The sequence below is a fragment of the Umezawaea sp. NPDC059074 genome (assembly GCF_042738955.1).
In the GTDB taxonomy this organism is placed as follows: domain Bacteria; phylum Actinomycetota; class Actinomycetes; order Mycobacteriales; family Pseudonocardiaceae; genus Umezawaea.
In genome coordinates, this window is sequence record NZ_JBHYHC010000092.1 from 1 (window position 1) to 23,875 (window position 23,875).

At 73.0% G+C, this 23,875-nt stretch carries 17 protein-coding genes; 4 read left to right on the forward strand and 13 right to left on the reverse strand.

Annotation, left to right across the window (positions count from 1 at the left end; genetic code table 11):
* Positions 1-32 precede the first annotated feature (32 nt).
* The 4 genes from ACFWW9_RS31935 to ACFWW9_RS31950 all read right to left on the reverse strand — a co-directional run bounded on the left by ACFWW9_RS31935 (position 33) and on the right by ACFWW9_RS31950 (position 4,512).
* Complete coding sequence (locus ACFWW9_RS31935) at positions 33-1,721, reverse strand: phytoene desaturase family protein (protein ID WP_390385649.1); 1,689 nt, start codon at positions 1,719-1,721, stop codon at positions 33-35.
* 149 nt (positions 1,722-1,870) lie between these two features.
* Complete coding sequence (locus tag ACFWW9_RS31940; protein WP_390385651.1) at positions 1,871-2,635, reverse strand: class I SAM-dependent methyltransferase; 765 nt, start codon at positions 2,633-2,635, stop codon at positions 1,871-1,873.
* A 180-nt stretch (positions 2,636-2,815) separates the two neighbouring features.
* The gene (locus tag ACFWW9_RS31945; RefSeq protein WP_390385653.1) at positions 2,816-3,592 is read right to left on the reverse strand and encodes an ABC transporter permease; all 777 of its coding nucleotides are present in this window, start codon (positions 3,590-3,592) and stop codon (positions 2,816-2,818) included.
* Positions 3,589-4,512: an ATP-binding cassette domain-containing protein gene (locus ACFWW9_RS31950; RefSeq protein WP_390385655.1), complete on the reverse strand. Its 924-nt coding sequence runs from the start codon at positions 4,510-4,512 to the stop codon at positions 3,589-3,591. Before ACFWW9_RS31950 ends, ACFWW9_RS31945 begins: the two co-directional genes overlap by 4 nt.
* Positions 4,513-4,611: 99 nt before the next feature.
* Between ACFWW9_RS31950 and ACFWW9_RS31955 the strand changes: the two genes are divergently transcribed.
* Together ACFWW9_RS31955 and ACFWW9_RS31960 are read left to right on the forward strand one after the other, a co-directional pair.
* On the forward strand, positions 4,612-5,361 hold the full coding sequence (locus ACFWW9_RS31955; protein ID WP_390385657.1) for a TetR/AcrR family transcriptional regulator: 750 nt from the start codon (positions 4,612-4,614) through the stop codon (positions 5,359-5,361).
* A gap of 170 nt (positions 5,362-5,531) precedes the next feature.
* Entirely contained in the window at positions 5,532-6,437 is a 906-nt protein-coding gene (locus ACFWW9_RS31960; protein WP_390385659.1) for a LuxR C-terminal-related transcriptional regulator, read from the forward strand.
* Here ACFWW9_RS31960 and ACFWW9_RS31965 read toward each other — a convergent pair.
* From ACFWW9_RS31965 to ACFWW9_RS31995, 7 genes are read right to left on the reverse strand one after another with little or no spacing between them, the layout of a single operon-like run.
* Entirely contained in the window at positions 6,429-8,126 is a 1,698-nt protein-coding gene (locus ACFWW9_RS31965) for an amino acid adenylation domain-containing protein (RefSeq protein ID WP_390385661.1), read from the reverse strand. The two genes, ACFWW9_RS31960 and ACFWW9_RS31965, sit on opposite strands and share 9 nt — an antisense overlap.
* The gene (locus tag ACFWW9_RS31970) at positions 8,119-9,828 is read right to left on the reverse strand and encodes an acyl-CoA dehydrogenase family protein (RefSeq protein WP_390385663.1); all 1,710 of its coding nucleotides are present in this window, start codon (positions 9,826-9,828) and stop codon (positions 8,119-8,121) included. Before ACFWW9_RS31970 ends, ACFWW9_RS31965 begins: the two co-directional genes overlap by 8 nt.
* A complete protein-coding gene (locus ACFWW9_RS31975) occupies positions 9,809-10,540 on the reverse strand; it encodes a thioesterase II family protein (protein ID WP_390385665.1) in 732 nt (243 codons plus the stop codon). The genes ACFWW9_RS31970 and ACFWW9_RS31975 overlap by 20 nt, the downstream gene beginning before the upstream one ends.
* On the reverse strand, positions 10,537-13,344 hold the full coding sequence (locus ACFWW9_RS31980) for a type I polyketide synthase (protein WP_390385667.1): 2,808 nt from the start codon (positions 13,342-13,344) through the stop codon (positions 10,537-10,539). The genes ACFWW9_RS31975 and ACFWW9_RS31980 overlap by 4 nt, the downstream gene beginning before the upstream one ends.
* Entirely contained in the window at positions 13,341-14,591 is a 1,251-nt protein-coding gene (locus ACFWW9_RS31985; protein ID WP_390385669.1) for an MFS transporter, read from the reverse strand. Before ACFWW9_RS31985 ends, ACFWW9_RS31980 begins: the two co-directional genes overlap by 4 nt.
* Complete coding sequence (locus ACFWW9_RS31990) at positions 14,588-14,788, reverse strand: MbtH family protein (protein WP_390385671.1); 201 nt, start codon at positions 14,786-14,788, stop codon at positions 14,588-14,590. Before ACFWW9_RS31990 ends, ACFWW9_RS31985 begins: the two co-directional genes overlap by 4 nt.
* A 23-nt stretch (positions 14,789-14,811) precedes the next feature.
* On the reverse strand, positions 14,812-17,949 hold the full coding sequence (locus tag ACFWW9_RS31995; protein WP_390385673.1) for an amino acid adenylation domain-containing protein: 3,138 nt from the start codon (positions 17,947-17,949) through the stop codon (positions 14,812-14,814).
* A gap of 428 nt (positions 17,950-18,377) precedes the next feature.
* Here ACFWW9_RS31995 and ACFWW9_RS32000 point away from each other — a divergent pair, with 428 nt between their 5' ends.
* Positions 18,378-18,902, forward strand: coding sequence for a hypothetical protein (locus ACFWW9_RS32000; protein WP_390385675.1), 525 nt, complete (start codon positions 18,378-18,380; stop codon positions 18,900-18,902).
* Positions 18,899-21,823 carry an amino acid adenylation domain-containing protein gene (locus tag ACFWW9_RS32005; RefSeq protein ID WP_390385677.1) on the forward strand — a complete coding sequence of 975 codons (2,925 nt, stop codon included), beginning with the start codon at positions 18,899-18,901 and terminating at the stop codon, positions 21,821-21,823. Before ACFWW9_RS32000 ends, ACFWW9_RS32005 begins: the two co-directional genes overlap by 4 nt.
* A 3-nt stretch (positions 21,824-21,826) precedes the next feature.
* Here ACFWW9_RS32005 and ACFWW9_RS32010 read toward each other — a convergent pair whose 3' ends face one another.
* Together ACFWW9_RS32010 and ACFWW9_RS32015 are read right to left on the reverse strand one after the other, a co-directional pair.
* Entirely contained in the window at positions 21,827-22,795 is a 969-nt protein-coding gene (locus tag ACFWW9_RS32010; protein ID WP_390385679.1) for a tetratricopeptide repeat protein, read from the reverse strand.
* Positions 22,796-22,946: 151 nt separating this feature from the next.
* A complete protein-coding gene (locus ACFWW9_RS32015; protein WP_390385681.1) occupies positions 22,947-23,795 on the reverse strand; it encodes an SDR family NAD(P)-dependent oxidoreductase in 849 nt (282 codons plus the stop codon).
* Positions 23,796-23,875 lie beyond the last annotated feature (80 nt).

Genomic DNA, 23,875 nt, shown 5'->3' on the forward strand with positions numbered 1-23,875 from the left:
GACAGCAACAGGGGGCGATGGGGGTGGGGCGCCTAGGCGAGGGTGGCCAGGCCGCGCGCGTCGGCGCGGGCCGCGCCGCGGGACACGGCCACCGGGTCCCAGCCCGCGGCGCGTTCCGGCAGGAGTTCGCGGTTGCCGACCACCGCGCCGTTCGAGACCTCGCCGAACAGCAGCGGCCGTCCCATGATCTGGCCCGCGCACACGATCCCGCCCGCCATGACCCCGGTGATGCCGCTGCCGAACTGGGTGCTCTGGCCGACGACGAACAGGCCGCCCACGCCGGTCTCGAACACTGGCCGCTGGCCCGCGTCGCCCCACTTGGCCATGCCGAACGGGGTGCCGCCGGACGAGCGGGTGTACCGCTCCTGGGTCAGCGGCGAGGCCATCTCCAGGTGCACGATGCTGTCGCGGAACGGGCCGAGCGCGCGTTCGCCCGCCTTCACCACGGCCTCGGTGAAGCGCTCCTTCTCGGCCAGGTAGTTCGGGTTGCGGCGGTACTTCTCGCCGTCGGCCGGTCCCTGCTCCACGCCCCAGCCCGCGTAACCGGGCGGGCACAGGGTGATCAGCTGGAACGTCGTGTGCCCCTTCGGGTGCATGTGCCGCGAGTCGCTGTCCTTGCGCGAGGCGAACGAGATGAACAGGTGCTTGATCTCCTCCGGCTGCCCGTCGTTGTGCAGGCTCTCGTACAGGTGCTCGATGTCGTCCCCGGCGTACCACCACATGTTGGCGTCCTCGGGCCGCGTGTCCAGTTCGCGGTCCAGCGCCACGTAGACGGTCGCGAACGGCAGGCCCATCGACGCTTCCTTGGTGTCCTTCACCAGTTCCGGCGGGAAGTGCTCCGCGCCGACCAGGTCGAGGATCGTGCGGCGGTAGTCGGCGTTGGAGATCACCAGCGGCGACGTGAGCACGGTGCCGTCCTCCAGCACCACGCCGGACACCTGGTTGTCGGCGACCTCGATCCGGTCGACCCTGGCGTTCGTGCGCATCTCGCCGCCGTGCGCCTCCAGCACCTCCGTCAACGTGGCCGCGATCATCTGGCCGCCGCCCACGGGGTGGTAGGCGCCGCGGATGTAGTGGTCGGTGATCATCGAGTGGGTCGCGACCGACACCTCGGTCGGGCCGAGCCCGTAGTTGGGGGACTGGGCGGCCAGCACGGTCCGCAGGCGGGTCGACATCTTGCAGTGGTCGAACAGGGTGACCAGCTTGTGCCAGCCCCAGCCCTGGAGGTACTGCGTGCCCTCCACGATCTCCTCGAACGGCACGCCCGGCGCCCAGCCGAGCGCGAAGTGCTGCTCGCCGCCGGTCGCCCGGACGACCTCCACGTACTCGCGGATGCCCTCCACCTCGTCGGGGAAGGCCACCTCCAGCCTGCGCTGGTACTCGGCCCAGTCCGACGGCACGTCGAACACGAGGTCGGGCAGCACGATCTTGTCGAACCCGTCGGGGTTGAGCTGGTGGAACTCCACCCGGCCCTCGGCTCCGAGGCCGCGCAGCACGGTCGGGATGATCCCGTCCTCACCGCAGTCGCCGAGGTAGTGGACGCCGACGTCGAACTCGTACTTCTTCCTCCTCCGGAACACGTGGCTGTTGCCACCCGCCCAGTCGTGCTGCTCGAGGACGAGCACCTTGCGTCCGCTGGCGGCCAGGTACGCGGCGCTCGTCAGGCCGCCGAGACCTCCACCGACGACGATGGCATCCCAGTCACTTCGTTGTGTCGTCAACGCGACTCCGCTCGAAGATCGGAGCAACCCCTGTGAGGTCGCTCTCCGGTAAGGGCACCCCACTGAGATTCCTCCTCCGGACCCACCCCTCCTACCCCTGCCGACCCCTAAAACACCGTTATGTGACGCTGTTTTTTAGTGAAAATCCTTCACGTCCTGGGGTGGTCACTGGGGGTCCCCTTGACGGCTTTCAGCAGGTAGCGGCGTGCGTGGGAGACGAACGGGCCCTCCGATTCGATGCGTTCGTGGACTTTCGCGAGTTGGGGCCGGTATCGCTCGACGGTGAACCCCGGCACGGTCCACAGGACCTTGCGGAGGAAGTGGACGATCGCCCCGATGTCGTAGTACTCGGCCCGCAGCGATTGGTGCTCCAGGGTGAAGATCGACAACCCGGCGGCCGCCGCGCGCTCCTCGAGGCGTTGATCGGCTGGGGTGGGTAGGGGTCCCAGCATCGCCTCGCTCAGCTCGCGGTTGGTGCCCGCGCCGATGCCCTGGGACAGGTAGGTGCCGCCCGGCTTGAGGACGCGGGCGATCTCGTCCCACAGGACGGTCGTCGGGTGGCGGCTGACCACCAGGTCGAACGTGCCGTCGGCGAACGGGAGGTCGTCGGTGTCCTCGACGTGGACGACCTCCCCGTGCAGCGGGGCCAGGTTGCGGCGGGCGATCTCCAGGTTCGGGGGCCACGACTCCGTGGCCCGCAGGAGGGCGGGAGCCTTCGGGATCCGGGCGAGGACCTCGGCCCCGCCGGTCTGGACGTCGAGGGCCGCGCCCGCGCGGGCCATGTGCTCGGCCAGCAGGGTCGAGTAGCCCCAGGAGGGGCTTTCCTCGGTGGCGCGGCCCTCGAACCACGAGAAGTCCCACCCCTCGACGGGGACTTCTTCGCCTTCGCGGAGCAGTGCTTCGAAATCACTCATGTGTCGACGGTAGCTTCAGTGTCGACCGAAATAAGGCTCGGTTGGGTCGGGGAGGGGTGGAGGGGCAGGAAAAGCGGGCAGGGCGAGGAGGCGGGGAGCGGAGGTGGCGAGGGGGCGGGGAGAGAGGGAGAGCGCGGGGAGAGAAGGCAGGGGAGCGAGACAGGGGCAGGAGGCGGTGGGTCAACCGCGGGTGCGGCGGCGGAACAGGGTGGTGGCGAGGGTGAAGGACGCCGCTAGCAGGCCGAGGCACCAGGTCAGGGCGATCCAGCCGTTGTCGCCGACGGGGGTGTCGGTGAGGAGGGCTCGGACGGTTTCGATCACCGGGGTGATGGGCTGGTGGTCGCTGATCGCCCGCAGGAACGACGGCATGGTGTGCGTGGGGACGAAGGCGCTGCTCAGGTACGGCAGGAACAGCATGGCGAAGCTCAGGGCGCTGGCGGCCTCGACGTTCTTGGCCACCACGCCCAGGCCGGCGGCCAGCCAGGACAGGGCCAGCACGTAGAGCAGCAGCAGGCCCGCCGCGAGCAGCCAGTCCGCGAGCGTGGCGGTGGGGCGGAACCCCATCGCGATGGCGACCCCGACGACGATCGTGGTCGAGACGGTGTTGCGGGCGACGCTGGCGGTCACGTGGCCGGTCAGGACGGCCGAGCCGCGGATCGGCAGGGTGCGGAGGCGGTCGATCATGCCGGTGGTCATGTCGTCGGCGACGGCCATGGCGGTGGACGCGGCCCCGTAGCCGGTGCACAGCAGGACGATGCCGGGGACGACGTAGTTGATGTAGGCCGTGCCGGTGTCGATCGCGCCGCCGAAGACGTACACGAACAGCAGCATCATCAGCAGCGGCAGGGCGACGGAGATGATCAGCATCTCGGTGTTGCGCCTGCTGAGGCGGATGCTGCGGCCGATCATGGTGGTCGAGTCGGACAGGGCGGTGCGCACGCCGGTGTGGGTGGTCATCGGGCTTCCTCGAGGTGTCGGGTCGTGACGGCCAGGAACACGTCGTCCAGGGTCGGGCGGTGCGACGAGACCGCCGCGACCGGAACGCCCGCGGCGCGCAGGGTGTCCAGCACGTGGTGCAGGTGCGACGCGGTGCCGTCCGACGGCAGGCCCAGCACGAGCGGGTCGTCGCTCAACGGGGCCCGGAACAGCGTCGCCGCTTCGGCGAGGGCGGTTTCGGTAGGGAACCGCAGGTCCAAGCGGTGTCCGCCGACGTGGGCCTTGACCTCGTCCGGGGTGCCGGACAGCGCGATCCGACCCTCGTGCAGCAGGGCGACGCGGTCGGCCAGTCGGTCGGCCTCCTCCAGGTACTGGGTGGTCAGCACGATGGTGGTGCCGGCGGCCACGAGTTCCTTGATGGAGTCCCACATCGTCGTGCGGCTGGTCGGGTCCAGGCCGGTCGTCGGCTCGTCCAGGAAGATCACCCGCGGCCGGGCGACCAGGCTCATGGCCAGGTCCAGGCGGCGGCGCATCCCGCCCGAGTAGGTCGCCACCCGCCGGTCGGCCGCCGCGCGGAGGTCGAAGCGCTCCAGCAGGTCGACGGCTCTGGCCTTGGCGGCGGGGCCGAGGTGCATGAGCTTGCCGATCATCACCAGGTTCTCGCGGCCGGTCTGCTGGTCGTCGACCGCCGCGTACTGGCCGGTCAGGCTGATGGCGGCGCGCACCTTCGTGGGCTCGCGCACCACGTCGTGGCCCGCGACGCGCGCGGTGCCGCCGTCCGGTCTGGTCAAGGTGGTCAGGACGCGGATCGCGGTGGTCTTGCCCGCGCCGTTCGGGCCCAGCAGGGCGAAGACCGTGCCCTCCCGGACGTGCAGGTCGACCCCCTTGAGGACCTCGGTCGAGCCGTAGGACTTCGTCAACGCCGTCGCCTCGACGATCATGGCGCCCCCAATGCGTAGTAGGTACGCTTAAAAGCGTAGGCCATACGCATCGGTGATCGGAAGGGGCTTTCCTAGACTGGGCTCGACGAGAGGGAGTCGATGACCGACGAGACCGACCTGCCGCCGACCGTGGCCCTGCTGTGGGGGTTGCGGGAAACGGCGCGGCGCGGGCGCAAGCCGTCGCTCACGGTCGCCGACATCACCCGTGCCGCGCTCGAGGTCGCCGACGCCGAGGGGCTCGGCGCGGTGTCGATGGCGAAGGTCGCCGAACGGCTGGGCAACTCCACGATGGCGCTCTACCGGTACGTGAACAGCAAGGACGAGCTGCTGCTGCTCATGTCCGACGCGGCGATCGGGCCCGCGCCCGACCTGCCGGACGGCGTGGGGTGGCGGAAGGCGCTGGGGCTGTGGTCCGCCGCGGTGCTCGCGGTGTTCCGGACGCACCCGTGGGCCGTGCAGATCCCGATCAGCGGGCCGCCGGTGGGGCCGAACAACCTGTCGTGGTTCGACCGGGCGCTCGGGGCGCTGTCCGGCACCGGGCTGTCGGAGCCGGACAAGGTCGGCGTGGTCATGGGGCTGCTGACCTACGTGCACGGCGAGCTGCGGATGAGCATCGACCTGACCGCGGGCTACGAGGACGACCCGGACGCGTTCGGGCGGCAGTACGGGTCCGCGCTGGCGACCGTGGTCGACCCGGAGCGGCTCCCGGCGTTGACGAAGGTCATCCGGGCGGGGGTGTTCGACGGCGACCTGCCCTACGACGAGGACGTCGAGGGCGTGTTCGGGCTGACCCTCTACCTGGACGGGGTCGCGGCCTTCATCGAGCGCCGCGGCGCGGGCCAGGCGTGATGCCGAAGGCGCGTTTCCGCATCACGAGGCCCATCCGGGGCCGGGACGCGGCATTTTCCCCAACCGTTGCCGTATCGCACTGCGAGATGACGTATTTGTCACCCGTCCGGCCGCTCTATCCCTGGTGATACGGCTGTATCCGGCCGTCCAGGAAGCGATGGGGGACTGGGATGAGCATCGCGGTCCACGGTTCACCCGGATCCACCGGTCGACTGGTGGAGACCCGGCCCGATCCGATCGGCGCCGAGCTCGACGCGGCGTCCGACCGGTTCGCTGGCCTGCTCGCCGTCGACGACCGGCCGGGCGTGCGGGTGGTGCGGGTGGCCGAGCGGTCCGACCTCGGCCGGACGCGGCTGCTCGACGCGTACGCGCTGCTGGCGGGCGGGCACGAGCTGCCGGTCGTCCGGGGCCGCGCGGTCGTCGGGTCGCGGCCGTACGGGGTCTTCGCCGACGTGTTCGAGCACGCGACCGCGAACCCGGAGGGGTTCACCGACCTGGAGCAGGACGCGAACCTGCTGCTGCGCGGGCTGTTCCGGTCGTTGCGGACGCCGGGGTGGGCGCGGGAGACGCTGGGCGTGCCCGACGTCGAGCACCACCGGCTGCACCGCGCCGTGACGGCGATGCTGGACGCGATGTCCGGTCCGACCGGGGTCGTGGTGCTGCTGGACGACGTCCACCACGCGGACGAGTGGTCGATCGCGCTGCTCGACCACCTGGTCCGGCGCGGGCCGCGCACCCCGATCGTGCTGGTGGTGGCGCACGACCCGCACCGCGCGCCGCCCGCGCTGGCCGCCGTGCTGGCCGAGGCCGAGCGGCACCGGGTCGTCGACACGATCGCGCCCGTGGTGCGGCTGGTGGACGTGCCGGTGGACGGCGGCGACCACCGCCTGACGCAGCGGGAGTTCACCGTGCTGTCGGTGCTCGCCGAGGGCCTCACCGCCGACGCGATCGCCCGTCGGCTGGACATCTCGCCGCGCACCGTCCACCGGCACCTCCAGCACCTGTACCGCAAGCTCGGCACCACGGACCGGCTCGCGACCGTGCTGCGGGCCAAGTCGCTGGGGCTCCTACCGTGAGCCGCGCACGACCTCCGCGAGCCCGGCCACCGTCGGGTGGTCGAAGACCGCGCTGAGCGGCAGGTCCACGCCGAGGCTGCGGCGGACGCGCGACACGATCCGGTTGGCCAGCAGGGAGTGGCCGCCCAGGTCGAAGAAGTCGTCGTGCCTGCCGACCCTCGTCAGCTCCAGGATGTCCTGCCAGATCCCGGCGATGGCCGACTCCTCGCCGGTGAGCACGTCGTCGTCGCCCCCGCGCACGTCCGGCGCGGGCAGCGCGGCCCGGTCCACCTTGCCGTTCTCGTTGAGGGGCAACGACGTCAGCGCCACCCACACGTCCGGCACCAGGTAGTCCGGCAGCACCTCGCGCACCCGGTCGCGGACCCCGGCCACGTCGTCGGCGACGACGTACGCGATCAGCCTGCGGGTGTCGGCCGTGTCGCCGTCGATCGTCACGGCGGCGTCGCGCACGCCCTCGTCGGCCCGCAGCGCGACTTCCACCTCGCCGGGTTCGACGCGGTAGCCCCGTTTCTTGACCTGGCGGTCGATGCGGCCCAGGTACTCGAAGTCGCCGTCGGCCGTGCGGCGGGCCAGGTCGCCGGTCGCGTAGAGGCGTTGGCCGGGGAGCCACGGGTCCGGGACGAACCGCTCCGCGGTCAACGCCGGGTCGAGGTAGCCGCGCGCCAGGCCGTCGCCGCCCGCGAACAGCTGGCCGGTCGCGCCCGCCGGGACGGGCGCGAGGTCGTGGTCCAGCACCAGCACGCGGGTGCGCGCCAGCGGTCGGCCGATGGGGACCGGGGTCGTCCCCGACTGGTCCGGGCGGACCTCGTGGAACGTCGTGAAGGTGGTGACCTCGGTCGGGCCGTAGCCGTTGACCAGCCTGCACGACGGGAGCGCGCGGACCAGCGTGCGCGAGTGGGCGGCGGACAGGACGTCACCGCCGACGACGACCTGCCGGACGTGCGCGAGGTCGTCCAGGCGCTCGTCGACCATGAGGTGGAACAGGCCTGTGGGGAAGAAGACCGTGGTGACGGCGTGGCGGCGGAGCAGCGCGCCGATCTCCACCACGGACGGGCGGCCCGCCGGGGCGACGACGAGCTTCGCGCCGTTGGCCAGCGCGCCCCAGATGTCGAACGTGGCCGCGTCGAACGACGGCGAGGACAGGTGCAGCACGGTGTCCGTCTCGTCGAGGCTGACGCAGCCGGGGTCGCGGACCAGGCGCACGACGCCGCGGTGGCGGACCGCGACGCCCTTCGGCACGCCCGTCGAGCCGGACGTGAACATGGTGTACGCCAGGTCGTCCGGGTGCGCGGTCCGAGGCGGCAGGGGGTCGCCGAGGTCGTCGACCCGCAGCACCGCGCCGGCGTGCGCGGGCGGGGTGAGGCCCGCGCCGGTGATCACGACCGGGGCGTGGACCGCGTCGAGCATCAGCTCCAGCCGGGCGGCGGGGTAGTCGGGGTCGAGGGGGACGTAGTGGCCGCCCGCCTTGAGGATCGCGAGCACCGCGACCACGAAGTCCGCCGACCGCGGCAGGAACACGCCCACCGCGTCGCCGGGCGTGACGCCGAGCTCGACGAGCCTGCCCGCGAGCCGGGCGGCGGTGTCGTCGAGCCCGCCGTAGGTGAGCGTCGTGGTCCCGGCGACGACGGCGACCCGGTCCGGGTGCGCCCGCGTGCGTGCCGCGACCAGGTCGTGGACGGTGTCAGACATCGGTCTCGCCTCTCGTGATCGTGGGGATGTCGGTGATGACGTCGCCGGTCAGCCAGTCGAGCCGGTCGTCGTGCAGCCAGGCGGCGCTGACGCCGGAGTAGTCGGGCTCGTCGGAGCCGTCGAGTTGCGGCCACAGGGCCACGAGCCGCTGCCGCGCGTCGACGCAGGCGATGTCGGCGAGGTCCAGCGCGGACGGGTCGCCGTGCTCGGCGAGGTGCGCGGCGCGGGCCAGGACGATCGCCATGCCCAGCAGGGCGTTGCCGATCCGGCCGACCAGGATGACCGTGTGCTCGGCGCGCAGCAGGTCTTCCTGCGTGCGCTCGCCGGTCAGCCGTCGGCACAGGTCGCCGAACGCCTCGGCCTGCGCGGTCAGGAACCGGAGGTGGTCGCGGCAGCGCGGGGACAGGTGCTCGTCGTCGACCGGTTCGGCCGGGTCGACGTCGGGTGCGGAGGGGTAGAACGCGGCGAGGCCGGACTCGGCGGTCCAGAAGTCGAGCAGGAAGTCCACGCCACCGGCGATGCGCAGGCCGCGGGCGTCGCGCAGGAACCGTTCCACGGGCAGGGGAGTCGTGCCGCGCCTGGCCTTGCTGCGCGCGGTCTCGAAGCCTTCGCCGCCGAGCAGCGCCATGGTCCGGTCGACCGCCCGCCAGCAGGTGACGCTGGTGAGGTTCTTCGCCGACGTCAGGTCCGGCTGGGTGTCGGTGCGGTCCTGGGCCAGCAGTCCCCACTCGATGACGGACTCGATCAGGAAGACGTCCGCCGCGGTCTGGGCGACGGTCCGCTGGATCTCCTCGTACTCGCCGAGCGGCTTGCCGTCCATGATCCGGCGGTTCACGAACTCGCGCGACCACACCAGGCACAGCTTCGCGATCGCCAGCGACGGCGAGGAGATGATCAGCGTGCGGGCGAGCGTGGCGAGGCGGGCGATCTCCGGCGCGTAGCGCCACTCGTCGGCGGAGGCGGGCAGCAGGCGTTCGGCCGGCACGCGGACGTCCTCGAACCTCAGCACGCCGATGGGCACGCCCTTGAGGCCCATGAACTCGTTGTGGCTCACCACGGAGAAGCCGGGGGTGCCGGTGTCGACGAAGAACAGCCGGATCTGCTCGACGCCGTCGGTGGTGACGGTCGCGGAGACGTCCATCAGCTCGGCCAGCGGACCGTTGCCGGTGAAGATCTTCTCGCCGTTGATGAGGTACGCCGCGCCGTCCTCGATCGGCGTGGCCGTGGTGTGCCGACGGTGGTTGGCCGCGCCGTTGGTCTCGGTGTCGGCGCTGCCGGACACGATGCCCTCGCGCACCTTCGTGGTGATGAGGTTCCGCAGCGGACCCTCCTCCACGATCGGCAGGTACGAGCCGGAGCCGAAGCCGTTCGCGATGGCCAGGCTCCACGCGACGGCCGGTGACCAGCTCGCCGCCGTGGACACGACGCGCAGCGCGTTGAGCGGCGACAGGGCGAGCCCGCCGAGCGCCGGGTCGAGCAGCAGGCGGTAGAAACCGCCGTCCTGCAAGGCGTCCGTCAGGCCGTCCGGGAACCGCGCGGTCTCGTCGATCCGCGTCGGGTCCACGCGGTCGCGCAGCAGGGTGGTGATCGCGGCGACCGCGCGGTCGCCGATCAGCCGGTCCGCGGTGTCCTGCGTGGGGAACGGCCGGAGCAGGTCCCAGCGGACCCGGCCCCGGTACAGCTCATCGAGTAAGCCCCGCAAGGTCGGAGGCGAGGAAACGGAGGACGTCATGGTGCTGCTCCCGGAAGTAGAAGTGGCCGCCTGCGAACATCCGGAGCCCGAACGCCCCGGTGGTGCACCGGTCCCACGCGGCCAGGTCGTGCTCGGCCACGAAGTCCTCGGTGCCACCCAGTGCCGTGATCGCGCAGTCCAGCGGCGCGGTCGGCGTGTGCCGGTAGGTGTCGACGATCTCCAGGTCGGCCCGCAGGCCGCCCAGCACGAGCCCCCGCCACTCGGGGTCCTCGTGGATCTCCGGCGGCAGAGGGCCGGACATCTCCTCCACGGCCGCGATCAGCGACGGCTCGTCGAGCGCGTGCAATTCGCGGTCGCCAAGGCGGGTGTGCGGGGCCTCGAACGCCGACAAGTACAGCCGCCGCGGGCCTTCGAGGCCGCGGTCGCGCAGGGCGACCGCCACCTCGTAGGCGACCGCCGCGCCCAGGCTGTGGCCGAAGAAGGCGAACGGGCCGGTGAACTCGACCCCGTCCACGATCGCCTCGACCAGGTCGGCCATGCGGTGGTGCGGCTCCTCGTGCACCCGGCCGCCGTGGCCCGGCGTCTGCACGCCGACCACCTCCACGTCCGGCAGGTCGTCGGACCAGCGCAGGTACTCGCCCGCCGACCCGCCGCTGTGCGCGAAGAAGTACAGCCGAACCGGGGCGTCGGGGCGCTTGTGCCTGCGCAGCAGCCACCTCACGGCTCCTCCCCGTCGATCAGGCGGGCCAGCGCGGCCACCGTGGGGGCCCGGAAGAGCGACCGGACCACGACCTCGGCCCCGAGGTCCCGGCGGAGCAGCGCGACGATCCGGGCGGCCAGCAGCGAATCGCCGCCCAGGTCGAAGAAGTCGTCGTCCACGTCGACCTCGCGCAACCCGAGGATCGTCCCGAACGCCGCCGCCACCGCGGCCTCGGTCGGGGTCGTCGACGTGACGACGTCCTCGACCGCGTCCGGTTCGTCGTCGGGCAGGTCCAGCCGGAACCGCCGACCCTCGAACGGGTAGGTCGGCAACGGCGTGCGGTAGCGGCGTTCGCCCTCGTGCACCGCCTCCCAGTCGACCGCGACCCCGGCCTGCCACAGCGTGCCGACGGCGGTCATCAGCACGTGCGGGCCCGAGGTCTCGTCGGCCGGGTGCGGCATGGTCGGGACGACGGTCCGGTCCGCCGAGCGCGCCGGGTGCTGCCGGGCCAGCCCGGTGAGCGTGCGGCCGGGACCGATCTCCACCAGCGCGCTGTCGTCGTGGCGCAGCAGCGTGTCCAGGGTGTCGGCGAACCGGACCGTCTCGCGCAGGTGCGCGCTCCAGAACGCCGGGTCGGTCGCCTCCTCGGCCGTCACGAACGTGCCCGTCCGGTCGGAGATCCACGGGATCTCCGGCGCGTGCAACCGAACCCCGGCGACCCGCCTCTCGTACCCGTTGAGCACCGGCTCGACCAGTGACGAGTGCGCCGCCGTGCTGATGCGCAGCAGCCGCACCTCGACGCCGTCCTCGACCAGCCGCCGCCGCAGGTCGTCCACGGCGGACACCGGACCGGCCACCACGCACTGCCGGGGGCCGTTGAGCGCGGCCAGCGACAGCTCGGTGCCGAGCAGCGGCGTGACCTCGTTCTCCGGCAACGGGATCGCCAGCATCGCGCCGTCGGGCAGACTGCCCAGCAGCCGTCCGCGTTCCAGCACCAGCGCCACGGCGTCCGGGACCGACAGGACCCCGGCGATCGTGGCGGCGGCATACGCGCCCAGGCTGTGCCCGGCGACGACGGAAGGCGTGACGCCCCAGGACATCCAGAGCCTCGCCAACGCGTACTCCACCGAGAACACGGCGGGCTGGCCGACGTCCATCGTGGACAGTCGAGCCGCTCCCGCCTCGGTGTCCAGTCCGAAGAGGGCGGTCCGCAGGTCGACGCCGAGCTCCGGCAGCACGAGGTCGGCGCACCGGTCGAACTCGGCGCGGAACACCGGTTCGTGCGCGTACAGCTCGCGGGCCATGCCCACGTGCTGCCCGCCCTGGCCGGGGAACAGGAACGCCGCACGGCGCTCGCCGTCGACGACCTTCGCCGTCACCTTGCCCAGCGCGCGCACGACCTCGTCGCGGTCGCCGCCCACCACGAACCCGCGGTGCGCGAACGCCCGGCGGCCTGCCTGGAGCGTCCAGGCCACATCGGCGAGCGGTTCGTCGCCGAGGTGGTCCGCCAGCCGCCGGGCGACCGACGTCAGCGCGGTGGAACTCCTGGCGGACAACGGGAACACCTGGTACGGCCTGCCGGGGTCGACGGCGGGCCGCACCGGGGCCTCCTCCAGCACCACGTGCGCGTTGGTGCCGCCGATGCCGAGCGAGTTCACGCCCGCCCGCCGCGGCTCCGGGCCTCGCGGCCACGGCGTCGCCGTGCCGCGCACCTCGAACGGGCTCGCGGCGAAGTCGATCAACGGGTTGGGCGCGCGGTAGTGCGCGGTGGCCGGGATCAGCTCGTTCTCCAGCGCCAGCACGGTCTTGATCAGGCCGATCACGCCCGCCGCCGCGTCGGTGTGGCCGATGGTGGCCTTGACCGACCCGAGCACGCACGACCCGCCCCGGCCGAACGCCTTGGTCAGCGCCCGGACCTCGATGGGGTCGCCGACCGGCGTGCCGGTGCCGTGCGCCTCCACGTAGCCGATGCTCGCGGCCTCGACGCCGGAGACCAGGTGCGCCGCGCGGATCGCGGCGGCCTGCCCGTCGACGCTCGGCGCGGTGAAGCCGACCTTGCCGCCGCCGTCGTTGTTGACGGCCGAACCCAGGACGACCGCGTGCACGTGGTCGCCGTCGGCGAGGGCGTCGTCGAGGCGTTTCAACGCCACGATCCCGGCGCCGTCGCTGGCGATCGTGCCGCGCGCGTCCGCGTCGAACGCCCGGCAGTAGCCGTCGGGTGAGATGATCCCGTCCTCGACCTCGTCGACCGGGAACGGCACGTGCAGCGTGATCCCGCCCGCGAGGGCCAGGTCGCACTCGCCCGCCAGCAGCGCCTGCGCGGCGGTGTGCACCGCGACCAACGACGTGGAGCACGCCGTCTGCACGGTCACCGCGGGCCCGGTGAGGCCCAGCTTGTAGGACACCCGGCTGGTCAGGAAGTCCACGCCCGCCGCGATCCGGAACTGCAACTCCGACACGTCCGGGAAGCGGGACCGGTGCTGCCGCAGGGTTTCGGCGTAGCCGGTGTCGCCGCTGCCGCCGTAGACCCCGATCACGCCGGGGTAGGTCGCCGGGTCGTACCCGGAGTGCTCCAGGGCCTCCCACGCGCACTGGAGGAACACGCGGTGCTGCGGGTCGATCAGCAGCGCCTCGCTCGGCGCGTAGCCGAAGAAGCCCGCGTCGAACTTGTCGCCGTCCACGACGAGCCCGTGTGCCGGGCCGTGGTCGCGGGTCAGCGTGTCGACGCCCTCGACGAGCGCGGCCCAGAACCCGGCCAGGTCCGGTGTGCCGGGGAAGCGGCCCGCCATCCCGACGACGGCGAGGTACGGCGTCTCGTCGGTCATGGCGTCACACTCGGCTCGGTCTCGGCGGTGGGGTTGGCCATCAGCGTGCGCACGGGGGAGAACAGCGGCGGCACCACGGACAGGACGCAGACGCCCGCCGCGATCCACAGCACGGTCCGCAGCCCGAGCGGGGCCACCAGCAGACCGCCGACCGCCGCGCCGAGCGGGAGCGTGCCCCACTCGATGAACCGCAGGGTCGCGTTCATCCGGCCCAGCAGGCGTTCCGGCGTGGCGAGCTGGCGCAGCGTGGTGCCGACGACGTTGTAGACCACGACGCCGAGGTAGACCACGAACAGGCCGAACCCGAAGCCGATCGCGCCCGTCGACAGCGGCAGCAGCGCCGCGCCGACGCTGAACAGCACGATCGACGCGATCAGCAGCGGACCGGGCGGGAACCGGGTGCTCAACGGGCCGCTGACCAGCGCGCCCACGAGCCCGCCCGCGTTGCCGACGGCCAGCACGACCCCGATCGCCGTGGCGCTCAGGTGCAGGTCGTCGGCCGCGAACACGACCTGGAGCGCCAGCACCGCGGCGAACGCGAGGTTCGCCGCCGCGTCGCACAGCGCCAACGGCCGCAGCAGCGGGTGCGACACCACGAACCGCAGGCCTTCGCCGATCTCGCGGCCGAGCCCCTGCCGCTCCTCCGGCGGCGTGGCGACCTCCCGGCCGCGGACGAACAGCAGCAGCACGAACGACGCCAGGTAGCTCAGCGCGTCCAGCAGGATCGCGACCGGCGCGGTCAGGAACTGCACCAGCACGCCACCGGCGGTGGGACCGGCGAGCTGGCTCGCCGACCGGGACACCTCGATCTTCGCGTTGGCGTCGGCCAACTGCTCCTCGGCGACCAGCGCGGGCAGGTAGGACCCCTGCGCCACGTCGAAGAACAGCGTGCCGAGACCGACCACGAACGCCACCGCGAACAGCAGCGGCAACGACAGCGCGTCCAGCACGTACGCGACGGGCACCGCGAGCAGCGCCACAGCGCGGGCCGCGTCGGACACCAGGAGCACCGGCCGCTTGCGCAGCCGTTCCACCCACGCCCCGGCGGGCAGCCCGAGCAGCAGGATCGGCACGAACTCGACCGCGTACAGCATGGACACCTCGAGGGCCGACGCGTCGAGCAGCAGCAGCGCCACGAGCGGGAACGCCAGGATCGTCACCTGGGTGCCCACGAGGCTGAACGTCTGCGCCAGCCACAGGTTCCGGAAGTTCGCCAGCCGCCACAGGCTCGCGGTCGGGGCGCTCACGCGGTCCTCCGGTCCCGCAGGCTCAGCGGCCGCAGGTCGGTCCACACCACGCGGATGTGGTCCAGGCACTCGGCTTTCGTCCCGGTGACGCCGACGGCCGTCCACCCCGGCGGCAGGTCGCGGTCGACCGGCCAGAGCGAGTACTGCTCCTCGTCGTTGCGGACGACGGCGTAGGACCGGTCATCGTCTTCGAACATCTCGGTGCTTCCTTCCCCAGTGGTCATCGGCGGGCGCGGCGCTCTCGGGTGAGGCGCGCGCGGCCCGCCAGCAGGCGGTCGGCCCGCTGGTCGGCGCCGGTGTCGTTCTCAGTGCTCAAGTGACGGGCCAGGGCGGCGATGGTGGGGTACTCGTAGAGCGCCACCATCGGCAGCGTCCGGCCCAGCTCGTCCCGCAGTCGCGAGTGGACGGACGCGAGCGCGAGCGAACTGCCGCCCAGCTCGAAGAAGTTGTCGTGCACGCCGACCCGGTCCAGGCCCAGCACCTGCCGCCAGACCTCGGCGATCCGGCGTTCCAGGTCGGTGCTCGCGGGCACCGCCGTGGACACGGCGGCCGCCGGTTCGGGCAGGGCCTTGGTGTCGACCTTCCCGTTGGCGTTCAACGGGATCGCGGGCAGCCCGACGAACGCGGACGGCACCAGGTGCACCGGCAGCCTGCCGGACAGGTGGTCGCGCAGGTCGGCCGGGACCTCGCTCGGCACGACGTAGCCGACCAGCCGGTCGCCGCGCGGCACGACCAGCGCGTCGGTGATGTCGGGGTGCGCCCGCAACGCGGCCTCGATGTGGCCGGGCTCGATCCGGTACCCGCGCACCTTGACCTGCTTGTCCAAGCGCCCCAGCACTTCCAGCTCGCCGGTGGGCAGCCAGCGGGCCCGGTCGCCCGAGCGGTGCAGGCGCGACCCGGTCCCGAACGGGTCCGGCACGAACCGGTCCGCCGTCAGGTCCGCGCGGCCCAGGTAGCCGCGCGCCAGGCAGTCGCCGCCCAGGTACAGCTCGCCGGGCACGCCCACCGGCACCGGCTCCAGCTCGCGGTCCAGCACGTAGGCCCGCACGCCGTCCAGCGGCACGCCGATCGGCACCGACCCGGTGAGCACCGGGGCGTCGAGCCAGGTCGCGGTGGCGTTCACGGTGGTCTCGGTGAGCCCGTAGATGTTGACGACCGGCACGCCGACCTCGCGCTGCCACCACGTGAGGGTCTCGCGGTCGACCGGCTCGGCGCCGATCGACACCAGCCGCACGGTCTCGCCGGGGTGCACGCCGTCGCGCCGGGCGCGGTCGGCCCACTGCCGCCAGTAGCTCGACGTGAGGATGGTGAACGTGACGCGCTCCGCGCCCATCAGCCCGATCAGCTCCTCCGGGCCGGGCGGGGGATCGGGCGTCAGGACGACGCACCCGCCCGCCGCCCACGTCGGGTACAGCTCCTCGGCGTGGATGTCGAAGCCCACGTTGGCGAACTGGAGCACGCGGTCGGCGTCGGTGAGGCCGTAGTGGTCGACCATCGTCGTGGCCACGTTCGCCAGCGCGCCGTGCGTCACGGCCACGCCTTTCGGTTCGCCCGTGGACCCGGAGGTGAACAGCACGTACGCCAGGTCGTCCGGGGACGACCGCCGTGAGGGGGCCGGGCCTGCGGCAGGCAGACCAGCCGGGTCGACCACGGTCACTCCGGTGCCGTCGAGCCGGTGGGCGAGCGTCGGGTCGGCGACCACGTGCCGGGACTTCGCGGTCGCCAGGACGCGGGCCAGGTAGCCCGGCGGGTGAGTGGGGCTGAGCGGCAGGTACGCCGCGTCGGCCTTGAGGACCGCCAGCAGCGTCGTGACCAGCTCGACGCCGCGGGGGAGCAGCACCCCGACGACCTCGTCCGGTCCCACGCCCCGCGCCCGCAGGTCGGCCGCGAGCCGGTCGGCCCGCTCGTCCAGGTCCGCGTAGGTGAGTTCGACGCCGTGCAGGCTGACCGCGGGCGCGTCCGGCGTCTTCGCCGCCTGGCGGGCGAACAGCTCGTGCACGAAGAGGTCGGCGGGCCGACCCGGCGCGGACTCGGACCACTCGTCCAGCAGCATGGTCCGCTCGGACGGGTCGAGCAGCGGCAACGACCGCAGCGGGGTGTCCGGGTCGGCGACGCCCGTCGCCAGCAGCCGCACGAACCGCTCGGCGAACCGCTCGACCGTGGCCGCGTCGAACAACTCCGTGCTGTAGGTCAGGATGCCGACGAAGTCGTCGCCCTCGGGCGCGCGCTGGATGGTCAGGTCCAGGTCGAACTTCGCGGTCGTCGGCAGCGGCAGCCGCAGTTCCGCCTCCAGCCCGGCGAACCGGGGCGTGGCGAACGGCGCCATCTCGGCGCTGAACGCGCTCTGCACCAGCGGCGTGTGGCTCGGGCTCCGGTCCGGCCGCGCCTCCTCCACGATCCGGTCGAACGGCACGCCCTGGTGGGCCAGCACGTCCAGCACCGACCCGCGGACCCGGCGCACCAGGCCGTCGAACGTCGGGTCGCCCGACAGGTCCACCCGCACCGGGACGGTGTCCACGAACAGACCGATCAGCGACTCGAACTCCGGCACGTCCCGGCCGGACACCGGCGTGCCGACCAGCAGCTCCCGGACGTCGGCGAGCCTGCCCAGCAGCGCCGAGTAGGCCGCCAGCAGCACCATGAACGGGCTGGTGCGCCGCCGGGTGGCCATCGCGACCATGTCCGCCACCAGCGGTCCCGGCAGGTGCAGCAGGTGGGTCGCGCCCGCCGTGCCGCGCACCGCCGGTCGCGGCCGGTCGGTCGGCGGGGTGAGCACGTCCGGCGCGCCCGCCAGGTAGCCGCGCCACCAGGCGACGCGCTCGGCGTCCTCGTGCCGCGTGGTGACGTAGTCCTGGAACCGCGCGGGCAGCTCGGGGAGGTCCTCCCCGGCGTACAGGCGGGCCAGCTCGTCGAACAGCACGTGCACGGACCGCCCGTCGCACACGACGTGGTGCACGGCCAGGCCCAGCAGGTGGTCGTCGTCGGCGAGCCGGACGACGAGTGCGCGCAGCAGCGGCCCCTCGGCCAGGTCGAACGGCTCCTCGGCCCACCCGTCGACCAGCGCCGTCGCCGCGGCGAACCGCTCGGCCGCCGGGACGTCGGCGAGATCGGTCACCGGCAGCGGCACCGGGAGGTCCTCCACCACCCGGCCGACCGGGCCGGGCAGGAACGTCGTGCGCAGCGCCTCGTGCCGGGCGACGACCCGCTCCAGCGCCCGGTGCAGCGCGGCCACGTCCAGCGGCCCGGTGAGCCGAACGGCGCAGAACACGGTGTAGAGGGAGCTCCTCGGGTGCAGCTCGTCGATGAGCCACAGCCCGCGCTGAGCCGAGGAGACGGGCACCGTCCGAGTGGTGCTCACAGGCGTTCCCTTCCGGTGTCGAATCGCATTGGCGAATCGAATGGGCATTTGTGGATATGCCGATGGGCGGCGTGGAACAATCATGTTCGGCTTTCCCGGTCATGGGCAGTCCGGGCAGCCCGGAGTCAACTCGATTGCCCGGCGGCAATCGATCTGCTAGATCCTCGACTTCGGTTCGGAGTACTGCGTAGTTGTGCCCATACCCGCTGGCCGGGGCCGGACGGACCATTTGCTTGCCACCAAAGCGCACGACCTGCGCCGTATCGACATGGTGAACTGGGGAGAGAGACGTGTCGGTGTTGATGATTCAGGGTCCGGCCGAACGCGGCCGGAAACCGTACCGCGTGGACGTTTCCGAGGGACATTCGGCGACGTTCGGATCTTGTGACTGCCATTCCTGTGATCTGGACTTACGGATAACCGGGGGAATGGCGTACTTCAGAGCGGTCGTCACCTCGGGACCGTCGGTCTGGTGGATCACGAACGCGTCCGAGCACGACCCGCTGTTCGTCGCCGACGTCGACCGCCCGGACGACCCCGTCGAGATCCGTCCCGGCGTCCGGCTGCCGTTCGGGCTGGACATGGCGACCGTGTCCCCGACGAGGGAGTCCGGCTCCGCCGCAGTGACCGTGTTCGCCCCTATGGTGGAGGCGGCGTGGCCGCCGGTCCGCCACTGCCCGGCGATCGTGCGGCCACGGGAACCCGAGCTCGACCCCGAGGCGCGGTACTTCGCCGTGCTGGCCGAACTGTGCGCCGCGCAGGTGGAGGGACCCATGCCGACGTCCGCGGCCATCGCCGCCCGGCTCGACCTGAGCCCGCGGGCGGTCGACGCCCACATCGACTACCTGGTCAAGAAGTTCGGCATCCCCGCGCCCGCCACGCGCAGCACCGGCTGGAAGCGGACCGCCCTGCTCGCCCACGTGCGCCGCCGCAGGCTGGTGGCCACGTCGTGAACCGCGACCTGATCCACGAGGTCGTCGCCGCGAACGCCGCCGCCCACCCGGACGCGGTCGCGCTGGCGCACGGCGACTCCCGGTTCACCTACCGGGAGCTGGACGCGCTGGCCGACCGGCTGGCCGGGTCGTTCGGCGCGGTCGGCATCGGGCCGGGCGCGGTGGTGCCCGTGCTGCTGCCGCCCTCGCCCACGCTGGTCGTGGTGCTGCTGGCGATCCTCAAGCGCGGGGCCGCGTACGCCGCGCTGGACCCGACCTGGCCCGCCGACCGGCTGCGGGGCATCGCCGCGCTGCTGGCCGGGCAGGTCGCGGTGGCCGACTCGGACCACTTCGACCAGCGCGTCGTGGTGGAGGGCTTCGAGGTCGTGGCGACACGGGTGACCGCGCCGCCGCCGGTGATCACCGACGGCGACGCGGCCATGGTGTTCTTCACCTCCGGCAGCACCGGCGAGCCGAAGGCCGTGCTGTCGCCGCACCGCGGCACGACCCGGCTGTTCGACCCGTGCGAGTTCGCCCGGTTCGACCGCACCACGGTGATGCCGCAGGCCGCAGCGGTCCCGTGGGACGGGTTCGCGTTGGAGCTGTGGGGAGTCCTGCTCAGCGGCGGCACGTCCGTGCTGGTCGACGAACGGCCGCTCACGCCCGCCGCGCTGCGCGAGCTGATCGCGCGGCACGGCGTGAACACGGCGTTCCTCACGACCTCGTTGTGCCACCTCGTCGTGGAGGAGGACGTCGAGGCGCTCACCGGCCTGCGCACGGTCGTGACGGGCGGGGAGAAGCTGTCGCCGTGGCACGCGGGGACGTTGCTCGCCGCGCACCCGGACGTGCGGCTGGTCAACGGGTACGGGCCGGTGGAGAGCACGGTGTTCGTGCTGACCCACGACGTGCGGCCGTCGGACGCGGCGGGGGAGATCCCGCTCGGCCGACCGGTGCCGCGCACGGAAGTCGTGGTGCTGCAAGGGGATCGGCGGTGCGAGCCGGACGAGGTCGGCGAGCTGTGCGTCGCCGGTGACGGGCTCGCGCTCGGCTACTTCGGCGACCCGGAGCTGACCGCGGCGAAGTTCGTGGTGACCGACCTGGACGGCGTGCCGACCCGGCTGTACCGGACCGGCGACCTCGGCAGCGTGGACGCCGACGGCGTGTTCCGCTTCCACGGCAGGCGGGACCGGCAGGTCAAGGTGCGCGGGTACCGGCTGGAACCGGCGGGCGTCGAGCACGTCGTCGCCGCCCTGCCCGGCGTCCGGCGGTGCGCGGTGGTCCCGGTGCTCGACGCCACGGGGGCCTGCACGGCGCTCGCGCTGTTCCACATCGGCGGCGACGACCTCGCCGCGCGGCTGCGGGAGGTGCTGCCCGCCTACTCGCTGCCCGACCACGTGGTCGAGGTCGAGGCGTTCCCGTTGTCCGCCAACGGGAAGACCGACACCGCCGCGCTGCTGGCGTCCCTGCCGACCGCGGCCACGCCGGTGGAACCGGTGGGGGACGGCGATGCCGACGTGGTGGCCGCCGAGTTCGGGGCGCTGCTCGGGGTCGCCGACGTCGACCGCGACGAGTCGTTCTTCGCGCTCGGCGGCACGTCGCTGACCGCGGTCCGGTTGTGCACCAGGCTGGGCACGCGGTTCGGCCGGTCGATCCCGGTGTCGCGGCTGATGCGCGCCCCGACCGTCACGGCGATCACCGAGTGGCTGGCCACGCCGCCCGCGCCGGTCGGGGAGGAGGCGGCCGAGGCGCCGCTGACGTCGTTGCAGCACTCGTTCCTGGTGCGGCACCTGGTGTCCGGGGCCGACCCGGAGAACCACTGCTCGCTCGCGTGGACCATCGGCGGGGCGCTGGACGTGGACCGGCTCCGGAAGGCGGTGCGGGACGTGCACGCCCGGCACGGCTACCTGCGCGCGCGGTTCGAGGCGGACGACGAGGCGCTCGCCGTGCCGTCCGACGAGCCGGTCGAGTTCGTCGCGCTCGCGGCGACCGGGCCCGAGGACGCGGCGGCGGTCCTGGACTCCCAGCTGCGCAGGCCGTTCCGGCTGGAGGACGGTCCGCCGTGGCGGGCGGTGCTGGTCCGGTTCGGCGACCGGTGGCTGTTCGGCGTGTCCGTGCACCACATCGCGTTCGACGGCTGGTCCCAGCACGTGCTGGCCGAAGACCTGTCCACCGCGTACGCGGGCGGGGCGGTACCGCCCGCGCCCTCTCCGGCGGCCGTCGAACGGGCGTTGCGCGACCTCGGCGCGGCGGCGGACCTCCCGGCGCAGCGCGACTTCTGGACCCGCGCGCTCACCGGGGTGCCGCCGTTGGCGCTGCCCCCGGTCGAGGGGGACGGGCCGCGCACGGTGTCGCGGGAACTGGACGCCGCCGTGCTGGCCGACGTCGACCGGCGGGCCCGCGAGCACGGCACCGGACGCCTCTCGGTGCTGCTGGCCGCGGTCGGCTCGGCGCTGGTCGAGCACACCGGGCAGACCGACTTCGGCGTCGGCGTCGCCGTGACCAGGCGGTCGGGCGAGGCGCTGGAGCGGCCGGTCGGCTGCCTGGTCGACACGGTGTGCGTGCGGCTGACCTCGACCGGGCTCGCGGAGACCACGGCCGCCGTGCACGCGGCGCTGGCCAACGCGGACGTGCCGTTCGCCGAGGTGGCCCGTCTCGCTGGCGGGCCGCGCACCACGAGACACCCGCTGTACCAGGTGATCACGGCCGTCCAGGACTCCCCGGCGCCGGTGCTGCGGCTGGACGGCTGCGAGATCGCCCGGCACGACGCCCACGACCTGGCGTGGCCGATGGCGGAACTGCTCGTCGAGCTGTTCGCCGCGCCCGGCACCCCGGCCGTGCTGCGGGTCAGCCGTGATCCGGCGCGGGTCGCGGACGCCACCCTGCGCGCGGTGCTGGACGGGGTGCTCGCCCGGCTCGACGGCCCGGTGCCCGTGGGCGGGTGACCGTCAGAAGTTCCCGGTGAAGCGGTCGATCCGCTCGACCAGTTCGCGCGCGTCGTCGTCCCCCTCGTGCCGGGAGGCGGCGGCGCGCAACGGGCGCAGCCGGTCCCGCGTGCGGGCCGACAGCACCTTCGCCGACGAGTCCACGGCCTGGAGGCCGACCTTGGCCGCGCGCTCGAAGTCCCGCTCCACGACGTGGTTCACCGCCAGCGCGATCTGGCTGAACGCCCGGCTCCTGGTCATCCCCTCGGAGTAGCCCGCGATGGCGTGGGTGAGCCGCGGGATCGCGAACGCCGTGTACGCGTCGTCGACCACGATCGCCAGCTCGGTGTAGACCACGCCGGTGGTGGCCTCCAGGTCGACCTCGTCGAAGAACGCCGCCCACGTGGGCGGCGAGCGGTGGTCGGCAGCCTCGAACGCGTCGCGCGCGTTCCCCATCCGGAGCAGGGCCAGGTCCCGGTTCCCCTTGCGGGCGTGCGCCCACGCCTCGTTGGCACACAGGATCGCCTCGCTCAGCGCGCTGCCCGCAAGGGTGGCCGAGGCCTTCCCCCGTTCGAACGCGGCCAGCGCGTCGTCCAGGCGGTCGTGGTGCAGGTGCACCCGTCCGGTCCGGTAGAGCACGTTGGCGGTCAGGTCGTGGTTGTCGACGAGGGTCGCGAGTTCCAGCGCCCGGTCGAAGTGGGGGCCCGCCAGGTCCGGTCTCGCGGTGTCGAAGCACGTCCACGCGGCCAGGTTGTGCAGGTCGGCCATGGCCTGGCCCAACCGCTCGCGCACGGTCTCCGTGGTGCTGGAGTGCGTCAGCACCCGCTCGCTCCACGACGCCAGCGCGAGCGCCGCCTCGCGGCAGGAGCCGCCACCGAACCGGTGGTCGAGCGACCGGAACTGCCTCGTCGCCGACTCCACGTGCCGCACCTCGGCCATCCCGCTGTGCCGGAGCACCGGGCGCGGGGCCTCGTCTTGCGGGAACTCGGACATGGCCGTTACCTCGCTCGCATCCCTCGCTTCCGGTGGGTTGTCCCCACGGTAGAGCCGAACGTGCGGGGTGCTCATGATCGTTCGGTGGTTCACCCGACTGGGCTCCACCGAACGGCGGAGGTCGCACGAGACCGTTCGCGTCGGCCGAGGGTCAGAGCCGCCAGCGTTCGCTGTTCGGCGGCTCGGCCGCGGCGCGCAACTCCTCGTCGAACGCCCGCGCCACGTCCTCGACGGTCCACTCGTCGCGCGCCAGCACCGGCTCCTTGAACGCCATCTGCCGCACCAGCATCAGCTTCCCGTCGACCATGCGCACCACCTGCCCGGTGACCCCGGCGGACAGGTCGCCGAGCAGGTAGGTGACCAGCGGGGCCATCCGGTCCGGCGTCTGCGAGCGGTCGCTGATCTGCGCGGACCTCGGGTCCAGGTCCATCATCGGCGTCCACGCCAGCGGGCAGACCGAGTTCACCCGCACCCCGTGCTCGGCCAGCGCGCCCGCCCAGGAGAACGTCATCGACGCGATGGCGCCCTTGGACGCCGAGTACGCCGTCGCGCCCGCGCGGCCGAGCATCGCCCCGGACGCCACGGTGACGATCGACCCGCCGCCCCGCGCGTGCATGACCTTCGCCGCCGCCGACCCGCAGAACAGCGTGCCCAGCACGTTGGTCTCGACGACCTCCCGCATCCGGCCGGGGTCCTCGACCCACGGGTCCGCGAAGTCCGTCCGGCCCGCGTTGGCGACGAGCCCGTCCAGCGTCCCGAACTCCGCCACGCACTGGTCGACCAGCGCCGCGGCCCGGTCGGCGTCGGCCACCGAGTCGCCGTTGCCGACCGCCCGGCCACCAGCCTCGCGGATCTCGCGGACCACCCCGTCCGCCGACTCGCCGTCGACGTCGTTCACCACGACCGCGGCCCCCGCCTCGGCCGCGTGCAGCGCGTAGGCCCGACCCAGCCCCCGCCCGGCCCCGGTCACGACGACGGCCTTGCCCTCCAGGATTCGCATGCGCCCAGTGTGCGACTGACCCCGTTCTGTCAACGAAACGTCCCGTTGGGCCGAATGCCGCCGTGGCAAGGTTGATCGGG

Bases quoted from the DNA above. Each gene is read 5' to 3' on its own strand.
- ACFWW9_RS32015 (WP_390385681.1), bottom strand. From the start codon at position 23,795: ATGCGAATCCTGGAGGGCAAGGCCGTCGTCGTGACCGGGGCCGGGCGG.
- ACFWW9_RS32000 (WP_390385675.1), top strand. From the start codon at position 18,378: ATGGCGTACTTCAGAGCGGTCGTCACCTCGGGACCGTCGGTCTGGTGG.
- ACFWW9_RS31955 (WP_390385657.1), top strand. From the start codon at position 4,612: ATGACCGACGAGACCGACCTGCCGCCGACCGTGGCCCTGCTGTGGGGG.
- ACFWW9_RS31950 (WP_390385655.1), bottom strand. From the start codon at position 4,512: ATGATCGTCGAGGCGACGGCGTTGACGAAGTCCTACGGCTCGACCGAG.
- ACFWW9_RS32010 (WP_390385679.1), bottom strand. From the start codon at position 22,795: ATGTCCGAGTTCCCGCAAGACGAGGCCCCGCGCCCGGTGCTCCGGCAC.
- ACFWW9_RS31960 (WP_390385659.1), top strand. From the start codon at position 5,532: ATGAGCATCGCGGTCCACGGTTCACCCGGATCCACCGGTCGACTGGTG.
- ACFWW9_RS31990 (WP_390385671.1), bottom strand. From the start codon at position 14,788: ATGTTCGAAGACGATGACCGGTCCTACGCCGTCGTCCGCAACGACGAG.
- ACFWW9_RS31965 (WP_390385661.1), bottom strand. From the start codon at position 8,126: ATGTCTGACACCGTCCACGACCTGGTCGCGGCACGCACGCGGGCGCAC.
- ACFWW9_RS31980 (WP_390385667.1), bottom strand. From the start codon at position 13,344: ATGACCGACGAGACGCCGTACCTCGCCGTCGTCGGGATGGCGGGCCGC.
- ACFWW9_RS31940 (WP_390385651.1), bottom strand. From the start codon at position 2,635: ATGAGTGATTTCGAAGCACTGCTCCGCGAAGGCGAAGAAGTCCCCGTC.
- ACFWW9_RS31945 (WP_390385653.1), bottom strand. From the start codon at position 3,592: ATGACCACCCACACCGGCGTGCGCACCGCCCTGTCCGACTCGACCACC.